This is a genomic window from Tianweitania sediminis, assembly GCF_017813335.1.
In the GTDB taxonomy this organism is placed as follows: Bacteria; Pseudomonadota; Alphaproteobacteria; order Rhizobiales; family Rhizobiaceae; genus Tianweitania; species Tianweitania sediminis.
Genome location: NZ_JAGIYY010000018.1, coordinates 1 through 13146, shown reverse-complemented (window position 1 = coordinate 13146; position 13146 = coordinate 1). Strand labels below are relative to the sequence as shown.

Below are 13146 nucleotides of genomic sequence, written 5' to 3'. Positions count from 1 at the left end.
CGCCATGCGACTGAAGCGCTTCCAGGCGCCCTTGAGAGTCACGCACGGCTCTGGAGCCGCGTTGAAGCCCCTCCCGGCCGAATGACCAAGCTGCTGGCCCGCGCACGCCGCGGGCCAGCTTCCCTCCTCACACAGGACTTGGGATAGTGGGACGAAGGCGAAAGGCGGCATTCCGGTCCGGGGCGATGCCGGATCAGATGCGGCTGTCGGCATCATCGTCCAGGGCGGCAATGGTCGCCTGCATGAGTTCGGCCAAATCCTCCCGATAGCCGCTGCGCGCTGAGGGTTGGCCTTCGGCCGAGGTCATTACCACTGTCAGGGAGAGGCTTGGGACGATGTAGAGCATTTGCCCGCCATGGCCCCAGGCGTACGCGACCTCGTGCCCGCCCATTTCCGTGAGGAACCATCCGTATCCGTAGCTTTCGCCCGAATGCATTGACTTCGCGCGAGGCGCCCAGGAGGCCTCGATCCAGCCTGGCGAGACGATCTGATCCCCTCCCGCCTTCCCGCCGTTGCGGTATAGTTCTCCGAACGCGAGCAGCGACTTCGGGCTCATCGCCATCTGATTTCCTCCGAGATAGACGCCCTGCGGACCGCGTTCCCAATCGGCTATCTCGAACCCGTCCAGCGGCTCGAGCCAGTCGCGTGCCAGTTCGAGCGTGGACTTTCCGCTCTCCCGGGTGAGGATAGCGGAAAGAAGATGCGTGCTTCCGGTAGAGTACAGCATGCCTTCCCCCGGATCGTCTGCAAACGGCTGCGCGAGCGCGGCCCGCACCCAGTCCGCGCTCGCCACCCAGCGGCCGTAGTTGCCGCCGGATGTCGGCACCAGTCCCGCCTGCATCGACAGAAGATTGCCGATCGTAATCTCCTCGATGCGCGGGTCCGGATCCTCTGGCAACTTGTCGCGCAGCAAGGGGGCGATCTTCTGATCGGTCCCTTCGAGGACGCCCTTGTCTATGGCGATCCCGACAAGTGCCGAAACGAGCGATTTCGACGCCGACTTGATATTGGTTGGAGCGTCAACCGAATTGCCCCTGAAACCTTCTTCCACGAGCACAGCGCCGTTTCGCGCAACAATCAGGGTCTGGAGCGGCTCAAGCGAACGGGCCTGCTCCACGACTTCGAATAGCGGAGCGCGCCCGCCAACGACGGCCGGGGGTTCCGCTTGCGCACTCGCGGTGAGGGCAACGGCAATTCCAAAGGTGACGAGGGCGGGCAGGATCAGAGATTCTTTCATCAGCGGCAGGTAAGGGTTCTGCCCCTCGAAGCCATGCCCTCTCACGGCCTTGTGAGTCGAACCGCCTCTGCCGACGATCACCGCAGTCTCCGTCATCTTGGCACTTCTGCGGTTCCTGCACTCCATTTCCATCTGCAGTTTTCCCGTTGACCTTGCCCATGGCTGGAACGGTTACGCCTTCGACAGCACCGAAGAAGGGCCTGTAAACAGCCCAGTTCGGCCTTTCGCACGCGCGCCCTGCCCGCGTCGAAGATCGGGATGTTGAACTCTACCTCCGCTATGGCAGGGCGATCGTTTCCGTCCCGCCGTCTTCCCCCTCTTATCGCTCGACCTCAGGCTCCGCCCATCAGTCGAGGTCGTTCAGCTAGCGGGCCGCACCGGTCAGCCCGTAGGACCTGCGCGAGCGATTCAAGTTCCAGTCGTGCGATCTCTCGGTCGACACGGTTCCGGTAGCCTCGGCCTCGATGGCGCGTTTCGGCCAGTCTTCAAGTCGACAGGCTCTCTATGGCGATAGTTGACTGCCGCCGGATGGCAGTGCACCACGCGGACGCCCATGACGGGTCGGCGGGCTGAAAGACGGAGCCAGCCATCTCATTGGACCCTTGCCTCTCCCGCAAGCCCCTCGATGATCGGGCACTCCGGACGGCTGTCGCCGCGGCAGTTCTTGACGAGGTGGCGGAGCATGTCCCGGAGGCCGATAAGCTCGACGATCTTCCGGTCGATATCGGATAGCTTGGCGTTGGCGATCGCCTTCACGTCTCCGCTCTCTCGGTCACTGTCGCCATAGAGGGAGAGTAGCTGCCTACACTCATCAACCGAGAAGCCGAGGCTGCGCGAGCGCTGCAGGAACCGCAGGCGGTGTACGTCGGCCATCGAGTAGTCGCGATAGCCGTTGCCGGCGCGGTGAGGTTTAAGAAGGCCGATGTCCTCGTAGTAGCGGATGGTCTTGGCTGAGAGACCAGATTTTTCCGAGACGGCGCCGATGTTCATTGCGACCTCCATTGATTCTCGCCGGAGGATAAACCTTCCAGTCGGGGAAAGCTCAAGAGCGATTTCTATAGTCCCGAATGACTGCCTCTAGGGACTGCTGGGTGGCCGTGAGCGAGGAACGCCAGCCGAGAGTGGTAGTGACCTTCTGACTGCTGCCCGTCTCTTCGGGACCGCCACCACGGTATCATCGCCTGAACCGCTGGCTACTGCCGGCGAGAAGATGCGACGAGGCGGCGCCGAAAGGGGCGGCCACGAGGGCGAGAAGCAGCTTCGTCAGCAGTCGGTGGACCAGCCCGAACCAGTCGCTGACATACATCTCCAGCGTGCCCGCGGCCGAAAGCGCGAGCAGACCGCATACAGCGCCGAATGACTGATCCCGCTGGCGGTCAAGCTCCATCTTGGCAGACTGGACGGCAACTGCGGCGAATGTTGTGGAGCCGGAGGAGCACGCGTTCCGCTACGAGCCACAAGATCGCCCTCCCGCTCCAGGCATGCACCTAATGCAGCAGCATGTCTGTAGATGGAGGATGGCTCCGGCCGCGGCTTCGGCGTGTGTGTGCGGGCGATCGCCCCTCAAGCCGGGACCGAGCGGCGCACAGACCACAGCCAGCCAGTGGAGCACCTTCTGCACTGGAACGTGCACCCGATCGTCCCCGCGCCAGCGAAGGCGCGCGAGGAACTGGACCGAGAGATATTCTTGCCGAAGGATCGCAGGGCGAGGCATGCGGGCGTTAACGTCCGGTTGACGCCCGCATGCAAATGACCGGCCTGGATGCTCTGCGCGCGCCTAGCTGCTCCCGTGGGCTCCGCGCCCGGCCGAGGGTGCCTTGGTTTGCAGCACGATGACCGTGGCGCCGACTGCCACGCGCTCGTAGAGGTCCTCCACGTGCTCGTTGATAAGCCGGATGCAACCGTTGGACACCGCCTTGCCGATGGTCCAAGGCTCCGTGGTCCCGTGGATTCGAAAATAGGTGTCGCGCCCGTTGCGATAAAGGTAGAGAGCACGCGAGCCGAGCGGATTTGACGGTCCGCCCGGGACACCATCGGCGAATTTCGCGTACTTCCTGGGTTCACGGCGGATCATGTTCGGAGTTGGGGTCCAGCTCGGCCACTTGGCTTTCCGGCCGACCTCGGCCGTGCCGCTCCAGGCCAGCCCCGCACGGCCGACGCCTATCCCGTAGCGCCTGGCCCTGCCCTCCTCCTCCACGAGATAAAGGAACCTCGCCGCGGTGTCGACGACGATGGCCCCCGCCGCATAACCGAATGTGAAAGCAACCTCTTGCGGCATGTACGCCCGATCCAACTCGAACGGCCCCGACGGGTGGGCGGCGGCCAGGCGCGGTACGGCGGGGATCGCCAGGGCTATGCACGCGATGAACGAGCGTCGGTTGATCATATTTCCGTTCCTGTGGGCGGTTCGTGGACATGTCTGAATTGGGGAAAGCAAGCACTTGGCGAGCTCCCCCGCCGAGCTTGGAGCCAAAAGGTGATCAGAAGGTTAGCCGCGGTGGCGGTGGCGGCCGGCGCCCGTTTCCTAAGGCCCCTGGTAACGATCTGTTTCACGCAAATTTCGGTCCAGCGCGCGGAGGCGCGCGGGCAGCGTCAAGCCTGCGCTCGATAGGGGGAGACAAGCGAAAGCAGGTCCTCGGCGCACTGTTAGGTATCTTTCAAGTTGATACTGCCCTCTGAAGCCCTGAAGCTGCGGAGCATCCCGCATGCTCCCTTGAGCAGGTTGGGGGACCTTTCTGCTCGTTCTGTTCGCCGTTGCTCAAGGGCGTTGATCGCAAGCATCGGGCGACCCACTGAGGGGGCCTCTCCACCAGCGCCGCGCGGTCGTACGAAGGCCAGGTCGCGACCGCAACTTGTCCGCCACCTCTTCACCGCTTCGAGCAGAGCTTCGAAGTAGTTGTCGTACAGGGTTTTTGCGGCAGATCCGAATGACGTCTCGTGCGGCGAAGCCGTCGGACAAGCCGCCGGTCGGGTGCCTGGACTGAGCGCCGGCCGTTTGCCCGCCTAACTCGCCTTGCAGGCGCTACCGATTGGTATCCAGCGAGTGGCAGCGCCAGCGGCTCATCAGCGACCTAATCCGCTCCAGGTGGCTCCGGCGTCGGTGCTGGCGAGGATTTCGCCTTCATGCGACGCGACGAACAACCGTTCGTCGTCCGCCGGATCGACGGCCAGATGCAGGAGGATCCGGTCTCCCCAGTCGGCCCCGAAGGAAGCGAGTTGCAGTTGCTCCTCGGCTGAACGCACAAGCCCCTTCCCGAGCACAAAGGCGTAGAGCGTTCCCTCGGGCGTGACCTCTACCAGGCTGACGGGAGAAGTTTCGACCGATACGTCCCATGTCCCTCCTGCATCCTTGCTGACCAGCAGCCCGGCTTCGGTCGCGGCGTAAAGCGTGTCGGCATCAAGGGCGGAGGCTGCGAGGTCGATCAGCCGCTCTGGCAGCGGTCCTGAGACGGACCACGTTCTGCCGCCGTCGCGGCTGACTTGCAGGCCACCGAACGCGCCGTAGACCACTGTCGGATTTGCCGGGCTCACGGTCATCTGGTGGAAATCGACCGGACCGCCCTCGCCGGACGAAACCTGTTCCCAGTTCACGCCACCGTCGGTCGAGGCGATAAAGCCGAGGTTCCCTCCATTGGCCCTATGGCCGCTGGCGAACAGCGTGTTCGGATCCGAAGGATGCGGCGTGAAGCCCATGAAATCCTGCACGACCGAGATGCGCTCCGCCTCGCCGCCGGGGCCCGCGCGGAAGAGGCCGTGATGGGTGGCGATCAGGAGATTTTCCGCATTCTGATGATCTACCGCGAGTCCGTGGATATGGGTCTGTTGCCTGAGCTGCGAGACTGGAATGGTATCTGCCCGCGCGACCACGCCGGCCGCGACCGCGGCGGAGAGCGCCAATGCCCCGACCAGGATTGTTACACCGGACCTGTTTCGCTTCGTCATTGTTTCTTCCTTTCGTGCATTCGCATGTGGCTCCAGTGTTCTGTCCTGGTATCCGCAGCAGGTCACCTGATGTGCATTGCCGGCGGCGCTTCCCTCGCGGGCATCGTGCTGCTTCCAGCAGGTGGAAATACAAGGGGCAAAGCCTGTATAGCAGTTACTCTCCGGCACCCTGGCGCTTCTGGAGGTGACGATTCATCTCGTCGTGGCGCTCGCGAATCCGCTCCGGCCATTGCGCCTTAATGAACGAAAGCGCGGCGATAATCTCCTCGTCCGTAAGGATACCTTCGAAGGCAGGCATCCTGGTCTGGTATCGCTCAAGCTTTGCCGCCTCCGCCACGCCGAGCTTCGTGATGTCGAAGAGGAGCTTGTCCGGATGATGCCAGGTATGCCCCGTCTCGTCGTGCGGCGGGGCCGGCAGGTATCCTTGCGCGTCCCGCACCTGCCACGTGGGATGTCCTTCGAGGCTCCTGCCATGACAGGATGCACAATGCTCAGCGTAGATTTCGTTTCCAAGCGACACGACACTCCTGTCGCCGGGACGAAGCAACGCTCCCGCTGCCGAGCCCGGAAGGCGGGACAGCACGAGAAGCGTCGCCAAGCCGGAAGCCATCGCCGCTGTTCCGGCGGCGACAATCAGGAGGTTCCGCCTGCCCTTCGAGTGCTTTTTCATCGGCCTTCCTTGCCCTTCCACCGTGACCCTATCCGGGCCAGGACGGACAAACTCTTCCGCAGCCTTACGAAAACGCCGAAAGCTGCCCGGTGATCATGGCGAGGCCCATCAGCACCATGATCCCCCGGCAAGGATCCGCAGCACCCGGTCGATCCGGCCGTGAGGCTGGAATGGCCGAGGCCCAGCAAATAAACGGGCAGGGGGGGGCACTCCGTCAGAGACGATCGCCGAGGTCGTACCGGCCCGTCAGGATCGTGCCGATGAACGGATTGCAGCCGAAGGCGAAGCCGACGAGATAAGTCGACGCCACTCCTCCGCCGGGCAGCTCGGAATAGAAGCGCGCCTCCGCAACAGGGTGCTTCTGCTTCATCTGAGGGACAGGCCCCTGAGCCTTAGCGCGTTGCCAATTACAGACACCGAGGACAGGCTCATCGCCGCTGCAGCCAACATGGGCGAAAGCAGCACGCCAAAGACCGGGTAGAGAATGCCCGCCGCGACTGGCACGCCCAGCGCGTTGTAGACGAACGCGAAGAACAGGTTCTGCTTGATGTTCCGGATCGTCGCCTGAGCCAGCGTGCGCGCCCTGACGATCCCGGTGAGGTCGCCCTTGACTAGCGTGATGCCCGCGCTTTCGACCGCCACATCGGCCCCGGTTCCCATCGCGATGCCGACGTCGGCAGCCGCGAGCGCAGGTGCGTCGTTCACTCCGTCTCCCGCCATGGCCACGCTCGCTCCCCTCGCCCGCAGCTCGTCAATGAGCGCCTTCTTTCTCTCGGGCATCATGTCAGCGCGGACTTCGTCGATGCCGAGCTTGGCCGCGACGGCTTTCGCCGTACGCTCGTTGTCACCTGTCGCCATGATGATCTTCAGCCCGCTTTGGCGAAGGGTGCGGATCGCATCGGCAGTGGTCGCCTTGATGGGGTCGGAGACCGCAACGATTCCGGCGAGCTTTCCGTCAGCTGCGACGAACATTGCCGTCTTGCCCTCCGAGCGGAGTTCGTCAGCGCGCGCCTTCAAGGTTCCGACGATGATCCCGTGGCCCTCCATCATCGCAGGGTTGCCCAGTGCGACCGAGCGGCCAGAGACCTTGCCGGAAACGCCCTTGCCCGTCACGGCTTCGAAATCGGTGGCGACGGAAAGCGAAGCTCCCCTCTCCCGCGCCCCGTCTACGATCGCCTCGGCGAGCGGGTGCTCCGATCCCCGCTCCAGGCTCGCAGCCAGCCCGAGCAGCTCGTCCTCGCCGAATCCTTGCGCCGCTACGACGTCCGTCAGCTGCGGCTTGCCTTCCGTCAGCGTCCCGGTCTTGTCTACGATCAGGGTGTCGACGCGGGCGAAGCGCTCCAAAGCCTCCGCGTCCTTGATGAGTACGCCCGCTTGCGCGCCCCGACCGGTCGCCGTCATGATCGACATGGGCGTCGCGAGGCCCAGAGCGCAGGGACAGGCGATTATCAGGACTGAGACGGCGGAGACGATGGCAAAGACCATGCTCGGAGCCGGCCCGAAGATCGCCCAGGCGACAAATGCGAGGATCGCCACGAGCACGACGGTTGGAACGAAGTAGAAGGAGACACGGTCCGCAAGCCCCTGGATCGGGGCCCGCGAACGCTGCGCCTTGGCGACCATCTCCACGATCTGCGACAGCATCGTGTCCTTGCCAACCTTATCGGCGCGCATCACCAGCGAGCCGTTCTTGTTGAGCGTGCCTCCCGTCAGTACGTCTCCCTCAGTCTTCTCGACGGGGACGGGTTCGCCCGTGATCATGGATTCGTCCACTGACGAACGGCCTTCTAGGACTATCCCGTCCACGGGCACGCTATCGCCTGGCCGGACGCGCAGCCTGTCGCCGGAATACACGTCCTCCAGCGGCACGTCGGCTTCCGACCCATCCTCCTGAAGCCGCCTTGCCGTTTTCGGTGCGAGGTCGAGCAGGGCGCGGATCGCGGAGCCCGTCCTTTCTCGCGCCCTCAGCTCCAGCACCTGGCCGAGGAAGACGAGCGCGACGATGACGGCGGCCGCCTCGAAATAGACCGGAACCGAGCCGCCATGGCCACGGAACTGATGGGGAAAGATGCCAGGAAACGCAGTGGCGACGACGCTGTACGCAAAAGCCGCGCCGACGCCGATCGAAATCAGCGTCCACATGTTGGGGCTGCGGTTTACGAAGGATTCGTAGCCCCGGCGGAAGAACGGTATGGCCGCCCAGAGCACCACCGGAGTCGCCAGGACGAGTTCGATCCAGACCGCGGTCCTCTCCCCGATCCAGCTGCGTGCCGCCAAGCCGAACATCGGGCCCATTGTGAGGACGAGGAGCGGGATGGAAAGGACGGCGCTGACCCACAGCCGGCGTGTGAAATCGACCAGTTCCGGATTCGACCCCTCGTCTGCGGTGGGCACGCCCATGGGCTCGAGCGCCATGCCGCAGATCGGGCAGGAGCCCGGCTTGTCGCGGATGATCTCCGGGTGCATCGGGCAGGTGTACTGGGTGCCTGCGGCCGCCACTTCGACAGCCGGACGGGCGCCGAGAAACCCGTCGGGCTTTTCGTCGAACTTCCGCTGGCAGTCAGCAGAGCAGAAATAGAAGCCGCTGGCCCCGGGCCGGCTGAAGTGCCTCGCCGTTGCACGATCCACCTTCATTTCACAGACGGGGTCGGTCGCTTCGAGATAGCTCTCTGGATCCAGGATGAACTTGCCGCGGCAGGAGGCGCTGCAAAAATGGTAGGTGTCGCCACCATAGTCGGCAGTCGGCTTTCCTGCCTCGGGATCGACGGTCATCCCGCAGACCGGGTCGCGGGTAACGCCGGCCTCGGCGCCCGGTGCCGCGTGGCGGTGTACGACCGGCGCATGCCCGTGGCCGTCGTGTTTCCCGTGACCGTGCTTCATGGCCGAGCTCCCGTGGATGCACAACCTCTAAGGCTTCCACCTGGTGGAAGGTCAAGAGGCAATCCATCCATGTGGAACCGGTGTTCCTAGGAGCAGCCTGGAAAGCTCCTGTGTTTCTCCAGTCAGTTGCAGAGTTCAGCGATCTGGCCGCGCTGGGCATTGGCGAAGAACTCCGCCCGCTTGCGGGTAGCCTCGTCCTGCCCGCGGCTAGAACATGCCTGGACGGGTCTACCAGGCCCTGTTGCTGCGCCGGAGGCCTCGTCCGGCATCTGCTCGTGCATACTTGCGACGGCTCCCTGTACTTCTCCGAACTCGCTGGCTCGCCCGGTCCGGTGCGGCGTCCTGCTGGCCTTGCTGTGCTGTTCCTGCGCGCAGGCAGCCGGCGTGAGCAGTGTGGCTAGTGGCTTTGGATCGAGTTAAATCCTTTTCCTCCACTTGTTCCGGATGGCTGCCCGACGCAGAGCGACGGGCAGCGCTTCCTAGTTAAGCCGCCATGCTGCGGCAGGATTCAGCACAGCGACGGCAGGCGGCCGCACATTCCTGCATGTCGCCGAGCCGCTCGCAGTCGTCAGCGCACTGCATGCAAATTTCCGCGCACTCGCCGCAAGTGTGCTTATGGTGCGGCGACCCGATGAGCATGAAGTGAGCGGACGTCCTGCATATTTCGGCGCAGGCCATCATCAGCGTAAAGTGCTTCTTCTCGGCGTGCTCGCCGCCCATCTCCAGGCAGTGTCCCATCGCCGTCGAGAGGCACATTGCGTAGCAGCTCAGGCATTCATCTACGCAGCTCTTAATTTCAGGGTTCATGTGATGCATGTTAGTTCTCCTTCTGGGAAGCAGTCTTCTGGCCACTGCCCGGTTACTGCGCGTTCTCGGTTCCGCGGCACCACGTCAAGCAGGTGAAGCTTGCCGATGAACAGGTGGATTGCCGCGAGAGCGGCGGCGAAAAGCAAGTTAAGATGAATCCCGGTCTGACCGGGCCCCAGCGACCCGCAAGCGGCAGCTCCTGTCCCGCGGCTTCGGGCGAAGACTTCCAAGGTCAGTTCTCCCTGCACGAATGGAAGCCCCGGTAACCTACCTTCAGGCCCTGATCGAGTTCGCATAAATGCCTCCCTTCCGGCCGCTGGGGGCCGATGCTGGATCAGGCTCGACATACCCTCCGGGGGGTATTGGAGGGCCAAACGGATCGAAGCTTCAGATGTTCCAGAAACCTTCGCGATCGCCCGCCGTTGATGGACGAGCGAAAAGAGCAGCGAGCCCATGAAAGATCGCAAGCAAGCAGCCCTCCAACGCCTGGCGCGGCTGGAAGGCCAGGTCCGGGGCGTCATCCGGATGGTCGAGGAAGACCGCTACTGCGTTGACATCCTCAACCAGACCCTGGCTGTCCGTTCGGCTCTCGCCCAAGTCGAGATCCTGATCCTGCAGGATCATGCGGACGAGTGCGTGGAGGAAGCCATCACCTCAAACGATCCGGAGGCGCAGCGGCAAAAGTTCCGCGAACTCGTCGGCATCTTCGAAAGGGTCTGCCGATGATGCTTGAGTAGGCCTAGGCGCGTCACCGAGCCCTGCATCACGACCTTTTCCGCGCGCATGTTCCTCCGGGCGAGCGCAATCTATCCGGCGCGCCGGAATGCGGCATGGCACCGAGTACAGGTCTCCAGCATCATGTGAAAGAGATGTTCGGCAGGCTGGTTTCCGGCAGGGACCTGGGACCTGCGGGCGCCCAGCAGTGAGCCGCCAGGGGCGCCGTCCTGCGGACGCATGCGCAGATCGGGGGTCAGGGATTCCGCGTCGGCGACGGCCTCGCCGAAAAGCCGCGCAAGTTCGTTCAGTTCGGAAGCCAGCGCATCAAAGCGCGTGCGGTCCCGTGCCAGTTCCTCCCAGTCTACGGTGCTGCTACCGTCCGGGCGTTCGAAAGCCGTGGCCATCGCGGCGCCCGAATGTGCCGCTAACACGTCCGCAGCCCGCCGGATCGCCCCGCCGTCGAACGGCACACGCTCGTTGAAGATGCTGTCTATGGTCTTCGCAGCCTCGGCCATCTGGCGCATGCCGTCCTTCCGAAGCCGGGCTCCGTCGGCGGCTCCGGCAAGGAGGAATACCGCTGCCGCAAGCATCGTGCTGCCAAGGACAGCTCTCGCGCGCCGGAGAAAGACCGCTCCCCGTCCGCTCACCAGACCCTCCGGGTGACGCCGTGCCAAAGATAGGTCCAGATCGGCGGGTGAAACCATTGCCGCGATCGCTCGGGCGCCGGAACCGCTGGGAGGGGGCCGCCCTCCAGCACGATCTCCAGGGCCTCCCTGCAGGCGGTGCTGGAAGCGGCCGCGATCCGGTAGGCATCGGTCATGATCGTGTCGTCGGCTCTGGGTGCGAGCCGCTGATGCCGCACGACGCGGCCCGTATCTACTCCGGGATCCACCAGATGCACCGTGGATCCGTAGTTCTGCACGTCGCCGTTCAGGCGCGCCCAGTATCCGCCGTTCATGCCGCGGTAGGCCGGAGTGATGCCCGCATGATAGTTCAAGACAGGCGCTTCGAGGCGCTCGAGGTACCTGGGCTTCAGCATGCGGCAGCCGACGAGCAGGACTGCGTCGGGTTGAATGGTCCGTACGGCATCCAGGAAGGCATCGGAGTTCACCGACGGAACGTCTACCAGCCGCAGTTCCTGCGGGAAATCGGCTGAAGCCCCGGCCTCGGCGAGATGGCGTTCGACACGCTTCCGGAACAGGCGCTTGCCGAACCTGATCACGACCATGGTCATGAACTGCCCGGCGGTGGACAGCCACCCTGACATACGGGCGCGGCGGCGCAGGAACGCCCGCGTGGATTCCGGGGCCTCCCTGACGATGGTGATCTCGAACGTCTCCGCGAGGCTCCGGGCAAGGATCCACGGGTGCGGCCCGCCGGCCGTGGCAAGACAGATTCTGGGGCGCGGCTCAGGCGACGTCATCGGTTACTGAACAGCTTCGTGTCGGACCGTCATGTTCAGGATCCTTCGCCAGTTGCCCTGACCCTAGCGGTTCCTGCAAGTGGAAGGTCAAGCGAAATTTTCTTCGGACTTCAGTGGAAGCCTTCCCTGTCCATCTCAGGTGTCGCGCGCCCCGCGAACAGACGCCACGCCAAGAGCCGACGGCAGCGCCGAACGGCGGCCCAGCATTACCAACAACAGCACCACTGCCGCAAAAGGCAGCATCTGGACGAACTCCGTTGGAACCCGGATGCCGATGACTTGCAGCGCTGTGGAAATCGACAGACAGGTTCCGAAGACCAGGGCCCCACACAGGACGAGGGCAGGACGACCCCGGGACAGCATCGCCAGGACAATCCCCAGAAAGCCCGCGCCGTTGGTCATGAATGGCACGAATACGCCGGCGGCAATCCCGGAGATAGGCTACCCCGACCCCTGCGATCGCACCCGCGGCCCCTACAGCCACTGACCGAACGCGGACCACGGCCACACCCGCCGCGTCCAGCGCATCCGGCTTCTCGTCCGCCGCGGCCAGCTGCAGACCGAAGATAAAATGTCGATAGATCAGCCACATTGCCACGACGAGAGCATCTGCGAGGTAAACCAGCGCATGATGCCGGAACAGCCCGGGACCCAGGATCGGCAGGTCAGCGAAGAAGGAAACAGGAACGATGTCCGGCGCGGGAAGGCGCGGGTGTGTCCGTGCCAGCAGAAAGTGGTGCAGCAGTGCTGTCAATCCCTGCGCGCCGAGGGTGATGCCGACGCCGATCACGACCTGATCGAGGCCAATGCGTACGCAAAGAACCGCCATCACCGCGGCAAGGAGACCTCCGGCGACGGGCGTCCAAACCCTGTGCATCCGATTGCCAGATTTCGCAAATTCGTTATTGACCTTCCCAACGCTGGAACCCTTAGACCTCTGTTCAAGCACCAATCGAACAAGAGGAATCGACCATGAACGCCCGCCAAAAACCTGATCCCGCCCTGACAAAACAGAGCTTCCAAATCGAAGGTATGACTTGCGCGTCCTGCGTGCGCCGCGTCGAGATCGCCATCGTCAAAGTGCGGGGCGTGAAGTCGGCATCGGTTAATCTTGCGACAGAGACGGCGGAGGTCGTGTTCGAAGGAATCCCTGCCGCCGACGCGGTGATCGCCGCGATCAACGGCGCGGGGTACGAGGTCGCCACCGAAACAATGGTCATCGAGATAGAGGGAATGACCTGCGCCTCGTGCGTCCGGCGGGTCGAGCTGGCCATTGCAGCCGTTCCTGGAGTCCTGAAGGCTTCCGTCAATCTCGCAACCGAGGGCGCAACCGTTCAGTCTGCGGGACCTGTTCCGGCCGCTGCGGTCGAAGCCGCGATCCGCCAGGCCGGGTACGTACCGCGTCTTGCCAATGCGGCGGGGGCGAGCGCGGCTGCCGACGCGCGCCAGGAGGCGAAGGATAGGGAACTG

14 protein-coding genes and 1 pseudogene are annotated in these 13146 nt (G+C 63.9%); 2 read left to right on the top strand and 13 right to left on the bottom strand.

Annotated features, from left to right (window positions below; genetic code table 11):
• Positions 1-193: 193 nt before the first annotated feature.
• The 9 genes from J5Y06_RS22925 to J5Y06_RS22885 all read right to left on the bottom strand — a co-directional run bounded on the left by J5Y06_RS22925 (position 194) and on the right by J5Y06_RS22885 (position 9545).
• Complete coding sequence (locus tag J5Y06_RS22925; protein ID WP_209337533.1) at positions 194-1237, bottom strand: serine hydrolase domain-containing protein; 1044 nt, start codon at positions 1235-1237, stop codon at positions 194-196.
• Positions 1238-1828: 591 nt separating this feature from the next.
• On the bottom strand, positions 1829-2227 hold the full coding sequence (gene cueR, locus J5Y06_RS22920) for a Cu(I)-responsive transcriptional regulator (protein WP_209337532.1): 399 nt from the start codon (positions 2225-2227) through the stop codon (positions 1829-1831).
• A gap of 184 nt (positions 2228-2411) precedes the next feature.
• Positions 2412-2624 (bottom strand): hypothetical protein, encoded by a 213-nt coding sequence (locus tag J5Y06_RS22915; protein WP_209337531.1) that lies wholly within the window; start codon positions 2622-2624, stop codon positions 2412-2414.
• A 390-nt stretch (positions 2625-3014) separates the two neighbouring features.
• Positions 3015-3623, bottom strand: coding sequence for a L,D-transpeptidase (locus J5Y06_RS22910; RefSeq protein ID WP_209337530.1), 609 nt, complete (start codon positions 3621-3623; stop codon positions 3015-3017).
• Positions 3624-4300: 677 nt separating this feature from the next.
• Positions 4301-5179, bottom strand: coding sequence for a WD40/YVTN/BNR-like repeat-containing protein (locus tag J5Y06_RS22905; protein ID WP_209337529.1), 879 nt, complete (start codon positions 5177-5179; stop codon positions 4301-4303).
• 154 nt (positions 5180-5333) lie between these two features.
• The gene (locus tag J5Y06_RS22900; RefSeq protein ID WP_209337528.1) at positions 5334-5849 is read right to left on the bottom strand and encodes a c-type cytochrome; all 516 of its coding nucleotides are present in this window, start codon (positions 5847-5849) and stop codon (positions 5334-5336) included.
• Positions 5850-6063: 214 nt separating this feature from the next.
• Positions 6064-6219, bottom strand: coding sequence for a hypothetical protein (locus J5Y06_RS22895; protein ID WP_209337527.1), 156 nt, complete (start codon positions 6217-6219; stop codon positions 6064-6066).
• Positions 6216-8729 (bottom strand): heavy metal translocating P-type ATPase, encoded by a 2514-nt coding sequence (locus J5Y06_RS22890; protein WP_209337526.1) that lies wholly within the window; start codon positions 8727-8729, stop codon positions 6216-6218. Before J5Y06_RS22890 ends, J5Y06_RS22895 begins: the two co-directional genes overlap by 4 nt.
• A 483-nt stretch (positions 8730-9212) precedes the next feature.
• The gene (locus tag J5Y06_RS22885) at positions 9213-9545 is read right to left on the bottom strand and encodes a four-helix bundle copper-binding protein (protein WP_209337525.1); all 333 of its coding nucleotides are present in this window, start codon (positions 9543-9545) and stop codon (positions 9213-9215) included.
• Positions 9546-9989: 444 nt separating this feature from the next.
• Here J5Y06_RS22885 and J5Y06_RS22880 point away from each other — a divergent pair, with 444 nt between their 5' ends.
• Positions 9990-10262 (top strand): metal-sensitive transcriptional regulator, encoded by a 273-nt coding sequence (locus tag J5Y06_RS22880; RefSeq protein WP_209337524.1) that lies wholly within the window; start codon positions 9990-9992, stop codon positions 10260-10262.
• Positions 10263-10342: 80 nt separating this feature from the next.
• Here J5Y06_RS22880 and J5Y06_RS22875 read toward each other — a convergent pair whose 3' ends face one another.
• The 4 genes and pseudogenes from J5Y06_RS22875 to J5Y06_RS23665 all read right to left on the bottom strand — a co-directional run.
• Positions 10343-10777: a cytochrome c gene (locus J5Y06_RS22875; RefSeq protein WP_209337523.1), complete on the bottom strand. Its 435-nt coding sequence runs from the start codon at positions 10775-10777 to the stop codon at positions 10343-10345.
• A 119-nt stretch (positions 10778-10896) separates the two neighbouring features.
• Positions 10897-11676 (bottom strand): formyl transferase, encoded by a 780-nt coding sequence (locus tag J5Y06_RS22870; protein WP_209337522.1) that lies wholly within the window; start codon positions 11674-11676, stop codon positions 10897-10899.
• Positions 11677-11811: 135 nt separating this feature from the next.
• Positions 11812-12078: a hypothetical protein gene (locus J5Y06_RS23230; protein ID WP_245248329.1), complete on the bottom strand. Its 267-nt coding sequence runs from the start codon at positions 12076-12078 to the stop codon at positions 11812-11814.
• Between the two features lie 103 nt (positions 12079-12181).
• Positions 12182-12505, bottom strand: a pseudogene (locus J5Y06_RS23665) (ABC transporter permease); the annotation flags it as partial.
• A gap of 143 nt (positions 12506-12648) precedes the next feature.
• On the opposite strand from J5Y06_RS23665, the gene J5Y06_RS22860 reads away from it, so the two are divergent.
• Positions 12649-13146 (top strand): heavy-metal-associated domain-containing protein (locus tag J5Y06_RS22860; protein ID WP_209337520.1); only part of this gene is annotated, 498 nt, incomplete at its 3' end.